The sequence below is a fragment of the Caballeronia pedi genome (assembly GCF_001544915.2).
Taxonomy (GTDB): Bacteria; Pseudomonadota; Gammaproteobacteria; order Burkholderiales; family Burkholderiaceae; genus Caballeronia; species Caballeronia pedi.
In genome coordinates this window covers 79,030-100,106 of sequence record NZ_FCOE02000029.1, presented here as the reverse complement: position 1 = coordinate 100,106, position 21,077 = coordinate 79,030, and the positions used below count along the sequence as shown (strand labels likewise).

Genomic DNA, 21,077 nt, shown 5'->3' with positions numbered 1-21,077 from the left:
GATGTACATGAGCCCACGCCCGATGGAGAGCGTGCCCAGCGTCGCGATGAAAGGCGGCAACTGGATCCACGTAATCATGACGCCATTGAACGCGCCGACGACGAGCCCGACCGAGAGCCCGCACAACACCGCGGCGAACGCGCCGAAGCCGTGCTGAAACGCGAGCGCGGTAGTCAGCGACGACAGGCCCATCACCGACCCGACCGACAGATCGATTCCGCCCGTGATGATGACGAGCATCATGCCGATCGACATCAGCGCGACGAGCGAGAACGAGCGGAACACGCCCATCAGGTTATTGGTGGTGAGGAAGTACGGCGAGAACAGGCTGATGAGCAAGCCGACGAGCAACAACACCGACAGCACGTTCAGTTCGCGGATGCGCAGACACGCGCGTAAGACGTCCGCGACGCGGGCGTGCTGCGCGGGTTCCTTCTTCGACGAAATTGCGCTCACCGATGTCCTCCTGTTCAGGATGGCATCGATCTTATGAGCGCACGCGCGGCGAAATCTGTGACGCGCGTCATAGTCGGGCATCGGGGTGAACCCGAATCGATACACACGCGTGGCTATGACGCGCGTCACAGATTTCGCGCGGCGAACGGCCCTAGGATGGTTTACGTCTGAAGCGGACTACATCAAAAGGAGCCACAGCATGACGAAGCGAGTGATTGTGACCGGCGGCAGCGGACTGGCCGGGAAATGGGTCGTCGAGGATCTGGTCGCGCACGGCTATGAGGTGCTCAATGTCGACCGCGTGCCGATGGCCAAAGCCACCGCCCGCACGCTCATCACCGACATCACCGATGCGGGTCAGGTGTTCGACGCGCTCGCGTCGAGCACCACGGCCAGGGAATTCGACGACGACATCGAGCCGAAGCCGATCGACGCCATCGTGCATTTCGCGGCGATTCCGCGCATTCTCGTCACGACGGATAACGAGGTTTTCCGCATCAACGTGATGGGCACGTACAACATCCTCGATGCGGCGTCGAAGCTCGGCATCAGAAAGGTGATCCTGGCGTCGAGCGAAACGACGTACGGCGTCGTGTTCGCGCACCGGCATCGCGACCCGCAGTATTTTCCGCTCGACGAGGATTATCCCGTCGATCCGATGGACAGTTACGCAACATCGAAAGTCATCAACGAGGTGACGGCCAAGGCGTTTCACGCGCGTACGGGTGCGGATATTTACTGCTTTCGCATCGGCAACGTGCTCGATCCGGTCGATTATCAGAAGTTTCCGGTCTGGCTTAAGGATCCAGCGCTGAGGAAGCGCATCGCGTGGAGCTACATCGACGGTCGCGATCTGGCGACGGCGTGCCGGCTTGCGATCGAGAAGGATGGTTTGGGCTTTCAGGTGATGAACGTCGCTGCCGACGATGTATCGTCCGATCAACCGACGGCGACGCTGGTCGAGCGGTTCTATCCTGGCGTGCCGGTGAAGAAGCAACTGGGCGAGTTCGAAACGCTGCTGAGCAACGAGAAGCTCAAACGTCTGCTCGGATGGCGGCAGGCTTACCGGTGGCGCGAACAGGTCGCGAAGTAAAGCGTGCGCGTTTTTTGCAGGTTGGTCTCTCTCGTCGGCACGGTGGAAAATGGTGTCTTCGGAGCGCAGCGCCCGCTGCGCTCGTTGCCGGGCTGGCGAACGAGAGACATATATGAAGAACTCACGGAAAATCTGGCCGATCTGGTCCGCGTTAATGATCTCGCTCGCCGGTTGCGCGACAGGCGGCATGTCGGCGAACGGTAGGCATTTGAGCGAGACGCAATGCCGCGACCTCACCGCGCTGAGGAGCAACGCTCCGCCCACACCCGAGCGCAATCGGAGTGAATTGGCAGCGCTGAGGGCAGCCGGGTATGACCCGTCGAGGTTCTATGACCCGTACTATCCGGATGATCTCCAGGCGGCGCAGCGTCAGGTCGATCGGTGGTATCAGTCGGAATGTCGCGTGGCGGGGTCTGATTGACGCGTGCGAGGGTACGTCGATTAATACGGAATCCTTATTTATTGTGTGCTGCGACCAGGCGATGTTCGCTCGGTCGGTGCTGCTGGTGGAGTGCGAATTGCGATTGCAATTGCGCCATTCGCCGCGCCCTTTTATGTTCCGCGATCGTTATGCGCGACGCGCGTTCATTCATACGTTCGCACGAAATTCGCTTAGCGGGCGATACGTCTTCGACGTAACTTGAAGCTTCGCGCGTGGCCGCGCACGCGTAAGTCAGGGAATCGTATCGAATGCTACAGAAGGCGTTCGGCTTGTTACGGAGGTTCGATCCGACGTCCTTGCGGGCATTTTAAGCGGTAGATCGGACCTTGTTCAGTGCGACGTGCCGATTTGCCGTGAAACATTCGTTCGAGATTCGGGCGTCAAGCGTCTGGGAGCCTTGGTGCTGGCGGGTTTGAGCCTGCCACGACTTTTGCACTGATTGTTTCACGGCAGGATATCGGACCGCTGTTACTTGAGGCGTAGCGCGCATGGTCTTGCGTGGCTCCCTCGATGGCGCGAGGTGCCAGCACCGGCCGCCGCGCAATTTAGAGCCACCCCGTTATCCATTGATTCTGCGAGTCTTCCAGGTTCCGGGCGTGCGATAAGGGTGGGCTGGACAACGCTAAGACCGACGCTTCGTACTGATCCTGTCGACGCTTGTCATCTGCGCGATTCCAGCGGGAAGCCATCTTCCTTTGCGCAGCTCGTAATCACGCTACTTTCGAGCGCGCCTTGCCACGGGAAAAGCAACCCTGCCGTAGCGCGCCATCCGACGAGTTTCGGGCTCTTGCGTTATCACGTCTTAAAGATCAAACCATAGTGCTAGGAGGAACGTCCCAGTTGAGGACAAAGGAGCGAAGCCGTCGCGAAATGACTAGTTCCCAGATCGGCGCGGATCGAGATGCAAGCGGGCTCGTTTCCAGGCGCGGGCTTCGCAGAGGGGACAACATTTGCATCGTGACCGTGTGCGTTTGGTCAGCTCGTGTTATCTCACGCAGCCCGGCGCCATATATCAGAACAAGCAGATGTTTAGGTATTTCGGCTTTGGCGTGGGGAACCGACGCGCCATTTCCACAGAGGAGGTCCCGCGGATCGGGCTGACTATGAAATTCCTGCCCGGAAATGGTGTCCCAAGTCGGGACACTTTCACTTATTCGGTGAGGACGGGTCGCGTGCCGACCCTTGCCGGTTATCGTAAAGGCGCTCGCGTAGAACGATCATTTTTTAATGGCAGGCGCCGAGCATCTTCCTACACCTGCATTGAATCCGCCTCACCTTTGTTGCACACCAAGTGTCCCAAGTCGGGACACTCTACAATCCATTTGTCGAACCGGCCTTTGCTCTCTTTCCGACGGCGTCGTGTCCCAAGTCGGGACACTTCACCGGGACTCAGTCACGCATCTAACTTGCCCGATGCGCAAGTCGAGCGTCAACCATTGTCCGCAAACAACTGCGCAACCAACTCTCGAATCCGTCTTTCGTTTTCCGCCGTCAACACGCCCGCCTTGATTTTCACGGTGAGCCCCGCCGAATCCTTCGTGATCGACCCGGCTTGAGATCCATCCGCGAAAATCTTGTCGATGCTTCGATCGCTCACGCTCGCGACGGGCTTGCCGGCAACATCCAAAGCCTGCTTGATCGCCTTCCCCAATTTCGACTGATCCAGATCGCCGGCTACGACTTTCGCCCAGACGCCCTTGGCGATCTCGCGCGCCGCGCCATCCCTTCCACGCAAAACCGACACCACGCCCTCCGCGGCCGTCGCACCTAGCAAACGCGGTTGTACATCCAGATCCTGAACGACAAACTCGGGCAACTCTCCGAACGACAAATATCGATAAAGCTCCGACCGCGAGATCCCCAAAGCCTCGGCCATGCGCTTCCGATTCGGGAATTCCTTTTCAGTCCGCCGAATCGAGCGCGAAATCTCGTAGTCGCACAAATCTTCCCGCGCTACGTTTTCCACTAGCGCCAGCATCGCCATCTCTTCGTCAGAGAGTTCGACCACTAAAACCTTGATCGAATCTTTCCCGATCATCTTGTGCGCGCGCCAACGCCGCTCGCCCGCCACGATCTGGTATCCCGTCCCCACGCGGCGCACAACGATAGGCTGAACCAGTCCCGCCTCGCGAATCGATTCTGCGAGTTGCGCAAGCTTCGCGTCGTTGAAAACCTGCCGAGGCTGCCAGGGATTCGGAACGATCTCCGAAACCGACGCTTCCGACGAGGAACCTGCCTTCTCGAGATGCACGATGCGCTGCTGTGCAGCCGCCAATGCGGCCGCCATCCCTGGCGCGGTGCGCGGACTGGCGGACTTTTCCTGTTGCGGATCGATCTGGATGTCCTTTGCCGCACGAACTTCGGCGGTCTTGCTCATCATGCGGTCACGAAGGCTGCTCATTGTCCGGCCCTCCATTGGGCGACATACTGGTCATCGATCCATTTGCAGTAATCCACCATCGGCTGCTTTACTCGCGCCAAAGTTTTCGCCACCGTTTCCGCGCGTGACAAGTCGAATACTGTCGAGAAAGCCAACGCGCCGTTGCTCATTACGGAGCTGGCCGGGATTTCGGTCGTGTGCAACCAGTCACCGTAAGCGCGTTGCGACCAGGAGCGCACGACCGGCGCTGACGACGTCGTCCCGTAATCCACTCTGGAGAGCAGGACCGAAATGAAGTCGTACGTCTTGTCGACCTCGTGCTCGACGAAACCATTCGCCACTTCCGCGAACAGCGACCAGAACGACACCGAAGAAATGAAGTCGAGGCTCTCGGGCACGAGCGGCATCACCATTGAGTCGGCAGCCATCAGCCCGTTGAGCGTCATATAAGAGAGCGACGGCGCGGTATCGAGAATGATGTAGTCATACTGCGCGCGCAGCGGCTCGATACCCTTGCGCAGTACGGACCAGAACTCGAAATTGGCGTGGGTCTTTTGTGCGGTAGGAAGATGAAATTCGGCATCGTGCAGATAGTTGTGTGCCGGGATAACGTCGAGTCCGTCCCAGTACGTAGTCTGCACCTTGGAAGAAAGGCCTCCTTCAATTTCCGGATCGTAAATGAACGGCAGGACAGTGTCCTCCCAGGTCACATCCTTCTCCGCGTACAAACCACATAGTTCCGACAGTGATGCTTGTGGATCGAGATCGATCATGAGAACCTTTCGGCCACGCAGACTCAACCCCTGACCGATACACATCGATGTCGTCGTCTTGCACGAGCCGCCCTTGAAGTTTGCCGTGATCAAGACGCGTCCCCGGTGCTCACGCGTACCGGTGACGAGCGGTGTCTGATAGATATCGGATACCTGTTGCACCCAGGCACGGGCATCCTTCAAGGAAAATATGCGCGCGCGACCGGTGCCGTGCGTTTCGCCCGGCGGCAACTCGCTGCCTTCCTTGGTCGCCAGATAGTTGATTTTCTGACGGTCGATCCCGCACATCTCCGATAGTTCGCCTATCGTAAAGAGGGGCGCGGTCTTCCGCGGTCTGGGTGCGAGGATTTGATCGCGAAGTTCATTTGTCATCACCGACAAACGTTCGGCGAACTCTCCCAGATTGGAGAGTTTCACCCTTCGATTAATCCCTGGCAGTTCGCTCAAATTCATTCTGATGCTTCCTGTAATGTCGACGGTGAGGCGTTTTCTCCACGCTCGCCGCTCTTTCTACGGTTTTGGTTAAACTCAGTGCCGAACCGTAGAATACGCGCGGGCGCGACGGAAAGCCATGGCTATCCAACCAAAATTTGCGTATTGAGGGTGAACGGCGGAAAACCGCTTATTTATCTGAGGCTTGCGCGGTGCGCTTTGAGTTGTTTCGACGCAAGCATGGGCGAATCCGGTGCTCGAGGTGTGCAGTGCAGCATGCGCCCCAATTCTGGCGCAACACAAAAAACCTCACCGTCAGGATGCTTCAAGGCGCGAATATGTAGCGTTAGTCCGACGCGATCACAATTCACCTCACCAAACGACGCTGGTCGTGAGTTCGGAACAGCGCGATTCAAGCTCGCCTTAAGTCTCCCCGCCTTCAATCTTCTCCCGATTTGATTCTGTACGCCGGTTTGTTCGTTTACTTAAAGAATAAAACCGACAACCACTAACAGCGCAACCGTAACCATCGAAAAATCAACAGCTTAGCGACGCAGAGTGAAGCATATTGTGTTCGTGGTGCTGTTGATTGAGCGTCAAGGTGATCCGTTTACCACGTAGAAGTGAGGTGTATTACCGTCGCGGGTGAGATGTTTACGCGCCAGTGGTGAGGGAATTTGTGATGGCCGCCAATCAGAGTGAGGTTTCTTGTGTCACGTCGCCGACAAGGTGAGGTGATGTGTGTTGACAGCTCACCTTGTGCCCGGTACCGTACCGCTCGTTAACACGAACCACGGCGCCGATTCAGGAGAAGGAATGACGACAGAAGGGCAGGTAGCCACGTCCAGACAACTGGCGCTGGCGCTATTCGACGACGCAAACGCGGAAGGCTTGCCCGTCGATTCTGCTCGCACGGATATCGGATTTTCGCGCAAGAACGTTCTGATCCGCATCGTCGATCTTGGTGTGGCGGCTCGACGCCTGATCGACGCGGCGTACTTCATCGTCGCGCAGGAGGAGAAGGTACACGACCTCTATGACGTCGAGCTCGACTACTTCAAGTGGCTCATGCGCTACTCGAGCCGGAACAACGCGCACCTCGAACAGGTGATCACCGAGGCGCAGAGGGCGCTGATTCAGGCCACGGCCGAAGCGGATGTCGACGGCTCCAAGCCGTTCGGCTCGGTACAACTGATCGGCCGGATCTCGTACGTGGGCGGCCGGTTTCAGTTCCGCGTCCCTCCCGATTTGATCGGCATCATTCGTGGCCCCGGTAAGTCTCACTGGCTGAGCCTTCGTATTACCTCTCTGTTCACGCTCAGCTATGCGCGCGTGATGTACGACCATCTTCTTCCCTACGCCGGCGACGGCATGACGGACTGGTTCACCCTCGACGAACTCCGCGCCTGGCAAGGCACGATGGGCGCGAAGGCGCAGGAGTTCAAGTATTTCAAACGGGACTGGCTCGCGCCTGCCGTCGACCAGATCAACGACGTCTCCGATCTATCGCTGTCGTACGAAACACGCAACGAACCGGGCTCCCGCAAAATCGGCCGGATGCGCTTTCGCGTCGAGCGCAAGGAGATGGCCGAGCGCCTGCTCCATACGCACGAGCACGCTCAGGCGCTCTATCAAACCTTGAAGCAGGAAATCGGCCTCTCCAGCGCGCAATTCAATCAGATCGCCTCCGACCGCGAAACCTACACCGATCAACGTCTGGAGCAGGCGGTCGAACGCACGCGGTTCAGCCTGAAGCTGGGCAAGGTGTCGAAGAGTCCCGCGGGCTTCTTCATGAAGGCCCTGAAGGAAGGATGGATAGTCTCCGATGCCGAGCGTCAGATGGTGCAGATTCAGGAAGACCTGGCGTTGACCGATCGACGGGAAACCGAGGCGAAACAGCAGTCGGAGACGCGTTTCGCCTTGCAGGTGGCGGTGCAGGACGTCAACGCCCAGAACCGGATCGTCGATGAAGTCCGTCGTGGCTGGGAAGAATACGAAGCGGCAGCGCCACGGCAGCGCGACGATTGGCGACGCACCTACAGGACGAGCCCCGGCGGAAAGCTGACGCTGCGCCGGTTGGGCATCGATCCATCGGGCGAACTCGTCGAAGCCATGATTCAGAAGTATCCGGACCTGAGGGACGGATTTTCCGGCTACGTGTTCCAGAAGACGCGATCCGCGAAGGGAAGGGGTCAATAACCCAACGTAGGATGCACTACGCGGACGTACGCTTGCAACTAACCGTCTAGCTCAAACACACCTGCACATCGGCACGGGCCCGCCTGCTACTGTCACGAGGCCCGTGCGCTGCTTGCCGGTAACACGCGCGCCGATATCGCAGGCGCATCGCGTTCGTCTTCGACCTAAACCTCTGTTCAGTCCCACACCGGCGCGAGACCGTCCGGGCTCACTTCACGGCCATCGCGTTCGAGTTCCGCGATCTGCGCCATGTCTTCGGCGGTCAGCCTCAGTTGCTGCGAGAGCAGATTGCTCGCGAGATTTTCGCGCTTCGTCGACGACGGAATCACTGCATACCCGAGCTGCAGCGCCCAGGCGAGCGCCACTTGTGCGGGCGTCGCGTGATGCCGCTTCGCGATTTCGCCGATGACCGGGTCCTTCAACACCTTGCCGTACGCGAGCGTCATATACGACGTGACGTGAATGCCCTGGCCGCGCAGAAACTCGACGAGCTTGCGATTCTGCAAATACGGGCTCAGTTCGATCTGATTGGTCGCGATGTGCTCGCGGCCGACGACTTCGATCGCCTGCTTCGTCAATTCGATGTTGAAGTTGGAGATGCCGATCTGCTTCGTGAGACCTTGCGTCTTCGCTTCGGCGAGCGCGCTCATGAATTCGTCGAGCGGCACGCCGTTGTTCGGCGCGGGCCAGTGGATCAACGTGAGATCGACCTCATCGACACGCAGCTTCGTGAGACTGTCTTTCAGGCTCGGCACGAGCTTGTTGCGCGCGTAGTTGTCGGTCCAGATTTTCGTCGTCAGAAAGATGTCGGAGCGGGGCACGCCCGACGCGGCGATCGCTGCGCCCACTTCGGCTTCATTGCCATAGATCTGTGCGGTATCGATCGCGCCATAACCGAGTTCGAGGCCGTTGCGCACGGAATCCATGACGATCTGGTCTTTCAGGCGAAAGGTGCCGAGACCGAAAGCGGGAATCTGGTTCATGGGATGCGTTCTCCGGTTGATGAATGAACGCAGTATGCCGACTTTACTTTTGCGCAAAAACCGGTCTATAAAAGAAAGACTCTTGAATTTAAATCAACGATGAAAGTCACACTCGACGAGCTTCAGACCTTCGCGACGGTAGTCGACACAGGTTCCATCACGGCGGCGGCCGAGCAACTGGATCAGACGGTCTCGGGCGCGAGCCGCACGCTCGGACGACTCGAAGAGAAACTGCAGACCACGTTATTGCGCAGGACCACGCGGCGTCTGGAACTGACGGAGGAGGGCAAGAGTTTTCTGCAGAACGCGCGCGAGATCATCGACGCGGTCGAAAGCGCGGAGGAACAGATCGCCGCGCGCCGCCAGCGGCCTTCGGGATTATTGCGTGTCGATGCCGCGACGCCTTTCATGCTGCACGTGATCGTGCCGCTGGTCGCGGGTTATCGGGAGCGCTATCCGCACGTCGAACTGGAGCTGAACAGCAACGAAGGCGTGATCGATCTGCTGGAGCGTCGCACCGATGTCGCGATCCGCATCGGCAGGCTGAAGGATTCGACGCTGCACAGCCGTTCGATCGGCAGCAGCCGCATTCGCGTGCTCGCCACGCCCGACTATCTTCAGGCGCATGGCCATCCGAAGCGCGTGGACGAACTCGCGAATCACTCGCTGCTCGGCTTCACGCAACCGGAGTCGCTCAATGTCTGGCCGCTGTCAGGCCCGGACAACGAGCCTTATCGGATCACGCCGAACATCGCTTCATCGAGCGGCGAGACGCTGCGGCATCTCGCGCTCGAAAGCGCGGGCATCGTGTGCCTGTCGGATTTCATGACCTTGCGCGATCGGCGCGAGGGCAGGCTCGTGCAGATTCTCGCGCGTCACACGCAGGAAGTGCGTCAGCCGATCAACGCGGTCTACTATCGCAACACGGCGATCTCCGCGCGCATCGCGTCGTTCGTCGACTTCCTGGCAGACGCCGTGAAGACCACCGAGTTCGCGCTGACGGGTCATCGGTGAAACGTCAGCCGATGCCCAGCACATTGGCGCCGATGCACGGATCGACCGCGCGCTCGAGCCGCTTCTGATGAACGACGAGCGTGAGTTCCATCGAGCCGGTGCCCACTTCGAGATTCAGCAGATGGCCGCCGTACGCATTGAAGTTACTGTCGCCCGCGATGCCGTGAATATGAATGGATGGCTTGCCTTCCTTCCACGCGACCGAACCGGCGAGACTGCCCATCTCGACATTGCGAAAGGTCTTTGCATCGAAGTCCTTTTTCGCCGCGTTCCAGAAGCCGAACGTCGGATGCCCGAAGCCGATGCCCGTGACCGATACGGCGGGAATGTTCTCGGCCAGCGCGAACGTCGTCAGATGTTCGAAGACGTTGTCGCCCATGCGTAGCACCATGAAATAACCGGTAGGCGTCCTGATGTATCTGCGTTGCACGTCGGGGCCGCCAGCGGCGATCACGCCCGCTTCGCACTCCGCCGGCGATTGCGTTTGCGCCGACACGCCACCCGGAATGATGGATGCCGCGAGTGCGCCGGCCGACAGCGCCGCGATGTTCCTGAAGAAGTGCCTGCGCAGATAAGTCTCGTCCATGAAGCTGTCTCCGTTGATGTCGTTGCCGAGTCGATTCGGCTGCGGCGGAGTGTAGACAAGACGTTCGCGACGGAATACTGAGAGTTGCGACTAGGGTTATAACCCGCGCTCATGACTCACGATACGCCTTCCGCCTGATCGTGCTCTGCGAGCAGTTCCTCCATGAGCAGACGTGCGCCCGCGGATATCGGCGCGCCTCGTCGCGTGACCAGTTCATAGGGTTCGCTCTTCGATGAAAGCCTGAGCGGCAGCATTCCGGTCATGCCGTGCCGCGTGAAAAACTCCGCGACATCGATGGAAACGAGCGCGACGAAAGTCGGATTGCTTTGCAATAGGGAAAGCGTGGCAAAGGCCGACGTCGTCTCGACGAGATGTCGAGGAAAGCGGATTTCGGCCTCGCGGAATTCGCGTTCGAGCAGCATGCGCATCGGCATGTTGGCGCGATAGACGACCCAGCGCACATCCGCGAGATCCTTTAAATGCAGCCTGCGCGCGTTCTGAAACGGATGGCTCAGGTTCGCGATGACGGCAAGCGTCTCGTCCTGCAAATTGACGCTGTCATAAAGAAACGGCGTCTGGCTGATGGTCGTGCGGCACACGGCGAGATCGAGCCGTCCCGCGTCGATGAGACTCAGCAACGCGGCGCTCGTATCTTCGACGATCTCCACCGACATCTCCGGATGCTTCGTGACGAGCGACGAAATCGCTTCGATCACGCGCGGCACCGCGCCCATGATGACGCCCACCGACACACGTCCGCCATGTCCTCGCATGATGCCGACGATTTCCTCCCGCAAATGCGCGACATCGGTATGAATGAGCCGCGCATAGCGAATCACGCAATGCCCGATGTCGTTCGGTTCGAGCCCGCGGCTCGTCCGGTTGAAAAGCGCCGTCCCGAAGGTCGTTTCGATTTCGTGCAACGCCTTGCTCGCGCCCGGCTGGGTGAGTGAAACCTGCTTGGCCGCACTGAGCAGCGAGCCATGATCGGCCAGCGCGATGAGCAGGCGCAACTGCTTTAGATGCAGCCTGGAAATGATCGAGTTGAGGGAGGGAGTCATGACGCGAGTTGAGAAATAGTTATACCCGTATTCATTATTGTCAATTCCGGCCGTTTCGGCCGCTGCCTATACTGCCCCATCAAACCCGCATCGTACAAAGCTTCAGGCCTAACGTTAACCCGCGTCGATAAGGGTTCCTTCTATTCGGGTTTTCATGTACCTATAACTGTCGATCAACATGGCCCTCATCAATTACATCACGCAGATACAGTTCGAGTTCGGCGCCTTGCGGCTTCTGAAGAGCGAGTGCGAACGCGTCGGCATCCGCCGTCCGCTGATCGTGACGGATCGCGGCATCAAGGCGGCCGGCATCGTCGACAAGGTGCTGTCCGCGCTGGGCGCGGATCACGACGCGCCGGTCTATGACGGCACGCCGCCCAATCCGAACGAAGCGGCGGTACGCGAGGCGGTCGCTGTGTTCGTCGATCGGCGATGCGACGGAATCATCGCGGTGGGCGGCGGCTCGTCGATCGATCTCGCGAAAGGCGTCGCCGTATGCGCGACGCACGATGGCCCGTTGCAGAGCTTCGCCGTGATCGAAGGCGGCGCGACGCTCATCACGTCGGCGACCGCGCCCGTCATCGCGATTCCGACGACCGCCGGCACCGGCAGCGAAGTCGGACGCGGCGCGATCCTGATTCTCGACGATGGCAGAAAGGTCGGCGTGATATCGCCCTTCGTGGTGCCGAAGTCCGCGATCTGCGATCCCGAACTCACGCTGAAATTGCCTGCGACGATGACGGCCGCGACCGGCATGGACGCGATCGCGCATTGCATCGAGACGTTCATGGCGCCCGCGTTCAACCCCGCGGCGGACGGCATCGCACTCGACGGCCTGTGGCGCGCGTGGCGTCACATCGAGCGCGCGACGGCGCATCCCGACGACAAGGTTGCGCGCATGAACATGATGAGCGCATCGATGCAGGGCGCGCTCGCGTTCCAGAAGGGGCTGGGATGCGTGCACAGCCTGAGTCATTCGCTGGGCGGCATCAATCCGCGTCTGCATCACGGCACGCTCAACGCGATCTTTCTGCCCGCCGTGATCGCGTTCAATCAGGATGCGCCGACGGTTCAGGAAGAGGGCAAGCTCGCGCGCCTCGCGCAGGCGATGGGACTGGAGAATCCCGCGCACGTCGGGCCATCGATCAGGGAGATGACGAGCCGCCTCGGTCTGCCCACGACGCTTTCAGATGTGGGCGTCACGCGCGAGATGTTCCCCGACATCGTGAAGGGCGCGTTGAAGGATCACAGCCACAAGACCAATCCGCGCGATGCATCGGACGGCGACTATCACGCGATGCTCGAAGCATCGTTCTGACCTGAGGAAGACATGGGAGACATGCTGACCATCGAGCGGGACGGCGATATCGCCGTCGTTTCGCTCGACAACCCCGCGAAGATGAACGCGCTCACGCTCTCGATGTGGCGCGATCTCGGCGCGGCGATGAACGAACTGTCGGACGATGACGGCGTTCGATGCGTCGTGCTGCGCGGCGCCGGATCGAAAGCGTTCGCGGCGGGGGCGGATATCGGCGAGTTCGCCACGCTTCGTTCGAATCGCGAGCAGGCGCGTGCGTATGCCGAAATCACGACAGCCGCAATGGAGGCGATCGAGCGTTGCCGCCATCCCGTCGTCGCGATGATTCACGGCGTATGCGTCGGCGGCGGGCTCGAGATCGCGTCGCTCTGCGATATCCGCATCTGCGGCGAATCGAGCCGCTTCGGTGCGCCCGTCGGACAACTCGGCCTCACGATGTCCTGCGCCGAACTCGGTGCGCTGATTCGTCTCGCGGGCCGTCCGGTCGCGATGGAGATCGTGCTCGAAGGACGCATCTTCAATGCACAAGAAGCGCTCGCGAAAGGGCTGACATCGCGCGTGGTCGCCGACGACGCCGTCGAGGAAGAAGCCATCGCCACCGCGCGGCGCATTGCGCGCGGCGCGCCGCTCGTCGCGCGCTGGCACAAGCAAGCTGCGAACACGCTGACGCGTTCGCCCGCACTATCCGCCGCCGATATCGAATCGGCCTTCGATTGCTTCGACACCGAGGACTTTCGCATCGGCGCGCAAGCATTCAACGCAAAACAGAAGCCAGTCTTCAAGGGAAAGTGAAATGGGTCCGCTGAGTGGAATGAAAGTGGTTGAACTCGCGCACATCATGTCCGGCCCGGTGTGCGGCATGATGCTCGCCGATATGGGCGCGGATGTGGTCAAGGTCGAGAAAGTGCCCGACGGCGACGATTCGCGCCGCTTCTCGCCGATTCTGCCGAGCGGCGAATCCGCGTCGTTCATGATCGTCAATCGCAACAAGCGCGGCATCGGGCTCAATCTGAAGAGCGAAGGCGGCCGCGAAGTATTGAAGCGCCTGTTGGCGGACGCGGATGTCGTCACCGAAAACTATCGCGCCGGAACGATGGAAAAGTTCGGCCTGGGCTACGACACGCTCAAGGAACTCAATCCGGGGCTGATCTACTGCGCGATTTCGGGTTTCGGCCGTACGGGTCCGTTCGGCGAGAAGGGCGGTTTCGACCTCATTGCGCAAGGCATGAGCGGCATGATGAGCATGACGGGCGAAGAGGGACGCGAGCCCGTCAAGGCTGGTTCGCCCGTGGCCGACATCAACTCGGGCATTCTCGCGGCGCTCGGCATCGCGGCAGCGTACGCGCAGAAGCTGCGCACCGGGCGCGGGCAGATGGTCGACACATCGCTCTTCGAAGCGGGCCTGCAGCAGATGTTCTGGCCAGCGGCGAGCTATCTCGCGGACGGCACCATTCTGCCCAAGATGGGGTCCGCCAATTCGACGAGCGCGCCGTATCAGGTCTTCAAGACGAGCGATGGCTGGATCAACATCGGCGCGGCCAATCAGAGCAACTACGAACGGCTGCTCGACGTGCTCGATGCGCCGGAACTCGCGAGCGACCCACGCTTCACGACGAACGCGCTGCGGCTCCAGCATCGCGAGGCGCTCGTTGCGATCCTCAATGAACTGCTGGTGCGCCGAAGCACGGACGAATGGATGGCGCAGTTCGACCGCATCGGTCTGCCCGCGGGCCCGGTGCTCGATATCGCCGCGGCGCTCGCGCATCCGCAGACGATCGCGCGCGAGATGGTCGTCGAGACCGATCATCCGCTGGCCGGCAAGGTCCGAGGCCTCGGCCTGCCGATTCACTTCTCCGATGCGAAGCGTTCCGGAAGCCGTCCCGCGCCGCTGCTCGGCCAGCACACGAGAGAAGTGTTGAGGGAATCGGGCTATTCGGCGGCGCAAGTCGATCGGCTGATCGAAGAGAAGGCAATCGTGGCCTTGGCGCAATAACAGACGCGAGCCATCGCGCATGACAGAGTTCAGGAGACAAACATGAGTCGAATCATCACGCGTCGGGATTTCCTGACGACGGCGGGACTGGCCGTAGCCGCCACGGCGACGGGCGTGAGCCTGCCGACGCGCGCATTCGCGCAGGCCGCGCCCATCGTCCTCAAATACGCGAGCAGCCTGCCGGACAGTCATCCGCTCAACGCGCACATGCGCGAGGCCTCCGCCGCGATCAAAAAGGAGACGAACGGCCGCGTCGATCTTCAGGTCTTCGCGAACGCGCAGATGGGCGGCGACACCGACATGCTTTCGCAGGTCCGCGCGGGCGGCGTCGATTTCATTCCGCTGCCCGGCGCGATTCTTTCGACGCTCGTACCGGTTGCGTCGATCGAGAGCGTGCCCTTCGCCTTCAAGGACTACGACGCCGTGTGGGCCGCGATGGACGGCGATCTCGGCCGGCACGTGCGCGCCGAAGCGGCGAAGACCGGCCTCATCGCGATGGACAAGGTGTGGAACAACGGCTTCCGGCAGATCACGAGTTCGACGCGGCCCATCAGGACGCCCGCCGACCTCAAGGGCTTCAAGATCCGCGTGCTGGTCAGCCCGCTATGGACTTCGATGTTCAAGACCTTCGGCGCGGCGCCCACCGGCATCAGCATCAACGAGACGTACTCCGCGCTGCAGACGAAAGTCGTCGAAGGCCAGGAGAATCCGCTCGTCGTGGTGCAGTCGGCGCGCTTCTACGAGGTACAGAAGTATTGCTCGCTGACGGGGCATATCTGGAACGGCTTCTGGCTGCTCGCGAGCGGCAAGACCTGGCCGAAACTGCCGAAAGACGTGCAGGACGTCGTCGCGCGCAACATCAACGAAGCGGCGATGAAGCAACGCGAGGAAGTCATCCGCCTCAACCAGAGTCTCGAACCGATGCTCACGTCCAAGGGCGTCACGTTCAACAAGGTCGACCAGCAGGCGTTCCGCACCGACCTGCAGCAAAAGGGCTTCTACGCCGAGTGGAAGAAGAAATACGGCGATGCGGCGTGGACGCTGCTAGAGAAGTATTCCGGGCAGCTTTCGTGAGCAAGGAGCGGATCATGAGCACTGACGTTTCTTTGGGAGCCATGCCTGTGGCGAGCGCGAGCAAGCCGCTAGGGCCGGTTGCAAGAGCGGGCCACATTCTCGATGCCTGCATCCGCTGGTCGACCGAACTCTGCGCCGCGGCACTGGTCGTGGCCGAAGTTGTGCTGCTGTTCGCCAACGTGTTCTGTCGATACGTGCTGCACGATCCGCTGATCTGGGGCGACGAGCTCGCGACACTGCTCTTCATCTGGCTCGCGATGCTGGGCACGGTGATCGCGTTGCGCCGCAACGAACACATGAGGCTCACGACGTTCATCGCGCATCTGCAACCCGCGAGGCGCGCGTTCGTCGATACCTTCGGCGCGGTGATCGTCATCGCGTTCATCATGATGCTGCTATCGCCGGCATGGGAGTACGTGTCGGAAGAATGGGCGATCACGAGCGCGGCGCTGGAAATCTCCAACGGCTATCGCGTCGCGGCGCTCGCGGTCGGTCTCACGCTGATGCTCGCGATTTCCGTCGCGCGTCTCATGGAGCAGGCGCGTGCGTTGCACTTCGTGATCTCGGCGCTCGCGGTCGGCGGCGTCGCGGCCGCGCTGATGACCTTCAAGGTCGCGATGACCGCGCTGGGCAACTGGAACCTCGTGATCTTCTTCGTCGTGGCCGTCGTGTTCATGGTGGTCATCGGTGTGCCGATCATGGTGGCGTTCGGCCTGTCGACCGTCGCGTATCTGAGCACCGTAACGCTCACGCCCATGCTCGTCGTGATGGGCCGCATCGACGAAGGCATGTCGAGTCTGATCCTGCTCGCGATTCCGCTGTTCGTGTTTCTCGGCGCGCTCATCGAGGCGATGGGCATGGCGCAGGCGATGATCCGCTTTCTCGCGTCGCTGATCGGGCATTTCAAGGGCGGGCTCTCGTACGTGCTGATCGGCGCGATCTATCTCGTCAGCGGCATTTCGGGGTCCAAGGCCGCAGATATGGCCGCCGTCGCGCCGGCGCTCTTTCCCGAGATGAAGAAGCGCGGCGAGGATGAAAACGAACTCGTCGCGATGCTGAGCGCATCGGGCGCGATGTCGGAGACCATTCCGCCGAGTCTCGTGCTGATCACCATCGGCTCGGTGACGGGCGTATCGATCTCCGCGTTGTTCACGGGCGGCTTCATGCCGGCGGTCGTGGGCGCGCTCGCGATGATCGCCGTCATCTGGATGAAGAACCGCAAACGCGAGCTGAAGGAAGTCGCGCGCGCGAAGCCGCGTGAAGTCGGCCGCGCGTTTCTGTTCGCGCTGCCCGCGCTGGCGCTGCCGTTCGTGATTCGCGCGGCGGTCGTCGAAGGGATCGCCACCGCAACCGAAGTCGCTTCGGTCGGCGTCGCGTATACGTTCGTCGTCGGTCTGATCTTCTATCGCTCGTTCAAGTGGAACCGGCTCTATCCGATCATCGTCGGCACGGCTTCGCTGTCGGGGGCGATTCTGATCATCATCGGCTGCGCGACCGCGATGGCCTGGGCCTTGACGCAGTCGGGCTTCTCACGCGAGCTTGCGCTGTTGATGTCGACGGCGCCCGGCGGTTCGATGGGCTTCCTGTTGATATCGGCGCTGGCGTTCGTGTTGCTCGGCAGCTTCCTCGAAGGCATTCCCGCGATCGTGCTGTTCGGCCCGCTGCTGTTTCCGGTGGCGCGCTCGCTCGGCATCAACGACGTCCACTACGCGATGGTCGCCATCTTCGCGATGGGCCTCGGGCTGTTCGCGCCGCCCTTCGGCGTGGGCTTCTATGCGGCCTGCGCGATTGCGAAGGTCGATCCGGACGGCGCGATGAAACGCGTGTGGCCGTATCTCGGAGCGCTCGCGGTTGCGCTGCTCGTGCTCGTCGCAGTGCCGTGGGTGTCGACCGGCTTTCTCCCGGACCATTGATCGACCGATCTTATGCACATGAAAGACATTGGGCCGGACCAGATTCCGATCATCGATGCGCATCATCATCTCTGGGATCTTTCGACGGGCCGTTATCCGTGGTTGCAGGACGACTATCACGACGCATTCTTCCTCGGCGATTACCGCGGCATCTGCCGCGACTTTCTTGCCAAGGATTATCTCGCGGCGGTGAGCGCGCAACCAGTGATCGGCACGGTGCATATCGAAGCGGAACGTGCGCGCGATGAACAGGTCGCCGAGACGCGCTGGCTCCACGAAGTGCATGACAGGGCCGGCTTTCCGAACGCCGTGATCGCGCATGCGTGGTTCGATCAGCCCGACACCGAGGAGATTCTCGCGCAACACGCCGCGTATCCGCTCGTGCGCGGCATTCGTTCCAAGCCGGTGACGTCGCCTCGTCCTGATGCGCCGCTCGACGATCGGCGCGGCACGATGCGGGACCCGGCGTGGCTGCGAGGCTTTGCGTTGCTCGACAAGTTCGGTTTCTCGTGGGACTTGCGCGTGCCGCCCTGGCATCTCGCCGATGCCGCCGACGTGGCGAGCGCTTTCCCGAACACGCCGATCGCGTTGAATCACACGGGCTTTCCGTGGGACCGGAGCGATGAAGGTCTCGCGCGCTGGCGACGCGGCATGGAACGGCTCGCGAGACAGCCGAACGTGTTCGTGAAGCTCTCGGAATTCGGCCTGAAAGATGCGCCCTGGAACTACGACGACAATCGCCGGATCGTCCTCGATGCGGTCTCGATCTTCGGCGTCGATCGTTGCATGTTCGCGAGCAACTTTCCCGTCGCGGGATTGAGGGTGAGTTACGACGCGCTCGTCGACAGCATGAGAACGATGCTCGGACCGCTCGGACGTGACGCATCGGAAAAGATTTTCTACCGCAACGCGCTGCGGTTTTATCGCATGAAGGTTTAGGGATATCGCCCATGTCAGATGTTATGGAACTTCGCCGCCGCTTCCTCGAAACCGGCGCGGACGATGATTTGCCCATCGCGGACGCGCATCAGCATTTCTTCGATGTCGAGCGCAATTATTTTCCGTGGCTCGCGGACAAGCCGGTGAAGAACTTCCGCTACGGCAATTACGACAGCATTCGTCGCAGCTTTTTGCCCGACGATTACTTGCGCGCGGCGGGGCATCACAGGATCGTGAAGACGGTGCTCATCGAAGGCGAATGGAATCCGGCCGATCCGCTGGGTGAGCTACGCTGGGTGGAATCGCTGCGACGCGAACACGGCTTTCCGCACGCGATGAGCGGCCAGGCGTGGCTCGATCGTGAAGACGTGGATGAGGTCGTCGGCGTCTATGGCCGTCATCCGCTGGTCAAAGGCATTCGGCACAAGCCGGCCGCCGTGGCGCGCACCGAGCACACGGATAGCTTCGTGGCGCCGGGATCGATGCGCGATCCGAAATGGCGTGACGGTTACGCGAAGCTGCACGCGCACGGCCTGCTTTTCGAGTTGCAGGTTTTCTGGTGGCATTTCAACGAGGCCGCGGAACTGGCGCGTGATTTTCCTTCTACGCAGATCGTCATCAATCATGGCGGGCTGCCTGCGGATCGATCGGAAGAAGGCTTGAGCGCGTGGCGCAGGGCGCTCGAACAGGTCGCGCGGGAACCCAATGTGCACCTGAAGATTTCAGGAATCTGCATTCCCGGCGCGCGCTGGAGCGTGGAGGCAAACGGGCCGGTCGTGCGCGGCGCGATCGATGTGTTCGGCACGCAGCGTTGCTCGTTCGCGAGCAACTATCCGGTGGATGGCGTGGTGGATCGCATGACCGATATCTTCGATGGTTTCAAGCAGATCGTGCGGGGGTATCCGGTCGAGGACCGCTTGCGGTTGTTTCATGACAATACAGCACGGGTGTATGGGATCTGAACGACGCTCCAGCTACCCAACCGGCGTACACTATTCTCGCGGTGTCCCTGCCGCAGAAGGAGGTTGCGATGAGATTCGCCGAGATATTCAAGCGCTCGAAGCGGGGCGCCACGGTCACGCAAGCCGGAGACGCGGAGCCTCACCACGAGGAGCACGCCAGGTCGGTCCAGAAGCAGGCGAAGAAACTGTGGGACGTCATCGGCCGCAATCGTCACAAGAGCGCGAAGTGGCACTAGCCTGACACGAGGCGGGCCCGGGACGCGAACGTTCCGGGCCCTGAAACAACTCCCCCAGCAGTTCCAATCCCCCCGCCCTGCGAAGCGCCCTTCGCGCCGCAACCCCATCCTGCCCGCGCGAAACGAAGCGCCATTCGCCCGCGCTCCTTGCGCTCATCGCTGAAACCCTTGCGGGGCAAGGCTTTCGCGGCTCCCTTCAAACTGGCACGGCCCCTGCAAATAGGGCTGCGTGCGAGCTTCGAGTCTCGCCAACCAGCGCAAAGGAGCGACAAAATGCACGATATCGGAAGTTCCCGGCCCACCGGATGGGGCCCCGGCTATAACGAGTTTGAGCAGGAACTGTCGGCCGAAGCGGCAGGGGAAATGGCTCAGGAATTCGAGAACGAAAACGAGTTCGAAAGCGAATTCGAAGTCGGCGAAAGCGAGTTCGAGAACGAATTCGAAACCGAAGTCTCGGGCGAAATGCAGGAGATGGAACTCGCCGCCGAACTGCTCGCCGTCAGCAACGAACAGGAGATGGAGCAATTCCTCGGCGGGCTGATCAAATCCGTCGGGCGCGCGGCAACCAGCTTCGCGAAATCATCGGCTGGGAAAGCGCTCGGCGGCATCCTGCGCTCCGCCGCGAAGTCTGCCCTGCCTATCGTCGGCAGCGCGCTCGGCAACTTCGTCGTGCCCGGCGCGGGCGGTCTGATCGGCGGCAAGCTCGCGAGCATGGCGGGCAGCGCGCTCGGCCTCGAACTCGAAGGCCTCAGCAACGAGGACCGCGAATTCGAAGTCGCGCGCCGCCTCGTACGCATCGGTCAGCATGCGACTCATCATCTCACGGCGATGCCGCAGCAGATGCCGCCCGCCCGCGCCGCGCGCATCGCGTTCCTGCGTGCCGCACGCCAGGTCGCGCCGGGGCTGCTGCCCGCAATGCGCGCGATCTCGCGCAATGGCATCGCGGCCGCGCGTCAGGCGCCGCTGCCGATCTTCGGCGCGCCGGCCCGCCGCTATCCCGTCGCGCGCATGGCGTCCGGCGCGTATTACGACGGTGGCACGGGCGCACCCGCCTACGACGGCGCTGCGCCCGTCGCGAGCGCGCCGTGTCCGAGCTGCGGCACGCATACGCAGGCCGTCGGGATTCCCCAGGGCGGCCAATGGCGGCGTTCGCGCAACGGGCGCGCCATCATCCTCTATCTGAGCCCGCGCCGCGTGGCGTACTGAACCGCGAGGCTCGAACG

Annotated in this window: 19 protein-coding genes; 13 read left to right on the top strand and 6 right to left on the bottom strand. The window is 61.2% G+C overall.

All coding sequences use genetic code 11. The features are described from left to right. Positions 1-456 (bottom strand): ABC transporter permease (locus AWB80_RS30975; RefSeq protein ID WP_143328166.1); only part of this gene is annotated, 456 nt, incomplete at its 3' end. Positions 457-655: 199 nt separating this feature from the next. On the opposite strand from AWB80_RS30975, the gene AWB80_RS30970 reads away from it, so the two are divergent. Beyond that, a complete protein-coding gene (locus tag AWB80_RS30970; protein ID WP_061178507.1) occupies positions 656-1,549 on the top strand; it encodes an NAD-dependent epimerase/dehydratase family protein in 894 nt (297 codons plus the stop codon). A 112-nt stretch (positions 1,550-1,661) separates the two neighbouring features. Beyond that, complete coding sequence (locus AWB80_RS30965; protein ID WP_061178506.1) at positions 1,662-1,970, top strand: DUF4148 domain-containing protein; 309 nt, start codon at positions 1,662-1,664, stop codon at positions 1,968-1,970. 1,450 nt (positions 1,971-3,420) lie between these two features. On the opposite strand, the gene AWB80_RS30960 is transcribed toward AWB80_RS30965, so the two are convergent. Next, positions 3,421-4,392, bottom strand: a complete 972-nt coding sequence (locus AWB80_RS30960) for a ParB/RepB/Spo0J family partition protein (protein WP_061178515.1) — start codon at positions 4,390-4,392, stop codon at positions 3,421-3,423. Continuing rightward, positions 4,389-5,597 carry a ParA family protein gene (locus tag AWB80_RS30955; RefSeq protein WP_061178505.1) on the bottom strand — a complete coding sequence of 403 codons (1,209 nt, stop codon included), beginning with the start codon at positions 5,595-5,597 and terminating at the stop codon, positions 4,389-4,391. The genes AWB80_RS30960 and AWB80_RS30955 overlap by 4 nt, the downstream gene beginning before the upstream one ends. Before the next feature lie 795 nt (positions 5,598-6,392). Here AWB80_RS30955 and AWB80_RS30950 point away from each other — a divergent pair. Further along, positions 6,393-7,775, top strand: coding sequence for a replication initiation protein (locus tag AWB80_RS30950; RefSeq protein ID WP_061178504.1), 1,383 nt, complete (start codon positions 6,393-6,395; stop codon positions 7,773-7,775). A 176-nt stretch (positions 7,776-7,951) separates the two neighbouring features. Here the strand turns inward: AWB80_RS30950 and dkgB are convergent, their stop codons facing one another. Beyond that, positions 7,952-8,758, bottom strand: coding sequence for a 2,5-didehydrogluconate reductase DkgB (gene dkgB, locus AWB80_RS30945; RefSeq protein ID WP_061178503.1), 807 nt, complete (start codon positions 8,756-8,758; stop codon positions 7,952-7,954). 99 nt (positions 8,759-8,857) lie between these two features. Between dkgB and AWB80_RS30940 the strand changes: the two genes are divergently transcribed. Continuing rightward, a complete protein-coding gene (locus AWB80_RS30940) occupies positions 8,858-9,772 on the top strand; it encodes a LysR family transcriptional regulator (protein ID WP_061178502.1) in 915 nt (304 codons plus the stop codon). 4 nt (positions 9,773-9,776) lie between these two features. On the opposite strand, the gene AWB80_RS30935 is transcribed toward AWB80_RS30940, so the two are convergent. Together AWB80_RS30935 and AWB80_RS30930 are read right to left on the bottom strand one after the other, a co-directional pair. After that, positions 9,777-10,358 (bottom strand): PPC domain-containing DNA-binding protein, encoded by a 582-nt coding sequence (locus AWB80_RS30935; protein ID WP_061178501.1) that lies wholly within the window; start codon positions 10,356-10,358, stop codon positions 9,777-9,779. Between the two features lie 116 nt (positions 10,359-10,474). Continuing rightward, complete coding sequence (locus tag AWB80_RS30930; protein WP_061178500.1) at positions 10,475-11,419, bottom strand: LysR family transcriptional regulator; 945 nt, start codon at positions 11,417-11,419, stop codon at positions 10,475-10,477. A 178-nt stretch (positions 11,420-11,597) separates the two neighbouring features. Between AWB80_RS30930 and AWB80_RS30925 the strand changes: the two genes are divergently transcribed. From AWB80_RS30925 to AWB80_RS30885, 9 genes are all read left to right on the top strand, one after another. Next, positions 11,598-12,737, top strand: coding sequence for an iron-containing alcohol dehydrogenase (locus AWB80_RS30925; protein WP_061178499.1), 1,140 nt, complete (start codon positions 11,598-11,600; stop codon positions 12,735-12,737). A 12-nt stretch (positions 12,738-12,749) separates the two neighbouring features. Next, on the top strand, positions 12,750-13,529 hold the full coding sequence (locus AWB80_RS30920) for an enoyl-CoA hydratase/isomerase family protein (RefSeq protein WP_061178498.1): 780 nt from the start codon (positions 12,750-12,752) through the stop codon (positions 13,527-13,529). A gap of 19 nt (positions 13,530-13,548) precedes the next feature. Beyond that, a complete protein-coding gene (locus AWB80_RS30915) occupies positions 13,549-14,730 on the top strand; it encodes a CaiB/BaiF CoA transferase family protein (RefSeq protein ID WP_208635715.1) in 1,182 nt (393 codons plus the stop codon). A gap of 42 nt (positions 14,731-14,772) precedes the next feature. Beyond that, a complete protein-coding gene (locus tag AWB80_RS30910) occupies positions 14,773-15,804 on the top strand; it encodes a TRAP transporter substrate-binding protein (RefSeq protein ID WP_061178496.1) in 1,032 nt (343 codons plus the stop codon). A gap of 14 nt (positions 15,805-15,818) precedes the next feature. Beyond that, on the top strand, positions 15,819-17,717 hold the full coding sequence (locus tag AWB80_RS30905) for a TRAP transporter large permease (protein ID WP_208635714.1): 1,899 nt from the start codon (positions 15,819-15,821) through the stop codon (positions 17,715-17,717). A 12-nt stretch (positions 17,718-17,729) separates the two neighbouring features. After that, complete coding sequence (locus AWB80_RS30900; RefSeq protein ID WP_061178494.1) at positions 17,730-18,656, top strand: amidohydrolase family protein; 927 nt, start codon at positions 17,730-17,732, stop codon at positions 18,654-18,656. An 11-nt stretch (positions 18,657-18,667) separates the two neighbouring features. Beyond that, a complete protein-coding gene (locus tag AWB80_RS30895) occupies positions 18,668-19,618 on the top strand; it encodes an amidohydrolase family protein (RefSeq protein ID WP_061178493.1) in 951 nt (316 codons plus the stop codon). A gap of 68 nt (positions 19,619-19,686) precedes the next feature. Then, the gene (locus AWB80_RS44475; RefSeq protein WP_167390482.1) at positions 19,687-19,854 is read left to right on the top strand and encodes a hypothetical protein; all 168 of its coding nucleotides are present in this window, start codon (positions 19,687-19,689) and stop codon (positions 19,852-19,854) included. A gap of 273 nt (positions 19,855-20,127) precedes the next feature. Continuing rightward, on the top strand, positions 20,128-21,060 hold the full coding sequence (locus tag AWB80_RS30885; RefSeq protein ID WP_061178491.1) for a hypothetical protein: 933 nt from the start codon (positions 20,128-20,130) through the stop codon (positions 21,058-21,060). Positions 21,061-21,077 lie beyond the last annotated feature (17 nt).

Bases quoted from the DNA above. Each gene is read 5' to 3' on its own strand.
- AWB80_RS30970 (WP_061178507.1), top strand. From the start codon at position 656: ATGACGAAGCGAGTGATTGTGACCGGCGGCAGCGGACTGGCCGGGAAA.
- AWB80_RS30965 (WP_061178506.1), top strand. From the start codon at position 1,662: ATGAAGAACTCACGGAAAATCTGGCCGATCTGGTCCGCGTTAATGATC.
- AWB80_RS30960 (WP_061178515.1), bottom strand. From the start codon at position 4,392: ATGAGCAGCCTTCGTGACCGCATGATGAGCAAGACCGCCGAAGTTCGT.
- AWB80_RS30955 (WP_061178505.1), bottom strand. From the start codon at position 5,597: ATGAATTTGAGCGAACTGCCAGGGATTAATCGAAGGGTGAAACTCTCC.
- AWB80_RS30950 (WP_061178504.1), top strand. From the start codon at position 6,393: ATGACGACAGAAGGGCAGGTAGCCACGTCCAGACAACTGGCGCTGGCG.
- dkgB (WP_061178503.1), bottom strand. From the start codon at position 8,758: ATGAACCAGATTCCCGCTTTCGGTCTCGGCACCTTTCGCCTGAAAGAC.
- AWB80_RS30940 (WP_061178502.1), top strand. From the start codon at position 8,858: ATGAAAGTCACACTCGACGAGCTTCAGACCTTCGCGACGGTAGTCGAC.
- AWB80_RS30935 (WP_061178501.1), bottom strand. From the start codon at position 10,358: ATGGACGAGACTTATCTGCGCAGGCACTTCTTCAGGAACATCGCGGCG.
- AWB80_RS30930 (WP_061178500.1), bottom strand. From the start codon at position 11,419: ATGACTCCCTCCCTCAACTCGATCATTTCCAGGCTGCATCTAAAGCAG.
- AWB80_RS30925 (WP_061178499.1), top strand. From the start codon at position 11,598: ATGGCCCTCATCAATTACATCACGCAGATACAGTTCGAGTTCGGCGCC.
- AWB80_RS30920 (WP_061178498.1), top strand. From the start codon at position 12,750: ATGGGAGACATGCTGACCATCGAGCGGGACGGCGATATCGCCGTCGTT.
- AWB80_RS30915 (WP_208635715.1), top strand. From the start codon at position 13,549: ATGAAAGTGGTTGAACTCGCGCACATCATGTCCGGCCCGGTGTGCGGC.
- AWB80_RS30910 (WP_061178496.1), top strand. From the start codon at position 14,773: ATGAGTCGAATCATCACGCGTCGGGATTTCCTGACGACGGCGGGACTG.
- AWB80_RS30905 (WP_208635714.1), top strand. From the start codon at position 15,819: ATGAGCACTGACGTTTCTTTGGGAGCCATGCCTGTGGCGAGCGCGAGC.
- AWB80_RS30900 (WP_061178494.1), top strand. From the start codon at position 17,730: ATGCACATGAAAGACATTGGGCCGGACCAGATTCCGATCATCGATGCG.
- AWB80_RS30895 (WP_061178493.1), top strand. From the start codon at position 18,668: ATGTCAGATGTTATGGAACTTCGCCGCCGCTTCCTCGAAACCGGCGCG.
- AWB80_RS44475 (WP_167390482.1), top strand. From the start codon at position 19,687: ATGAGATTCGCCGAGATATTCAAGCGCTCGAAGCGGGGCGCCACGGTC.
- AWB80_RS30885 (WP_061178491.1), top strand. From the start codon at position 20,128: ATGCACGATATCGGAAGTTCCCGGCCCACCGGATGGGGCCCCGGCTAT.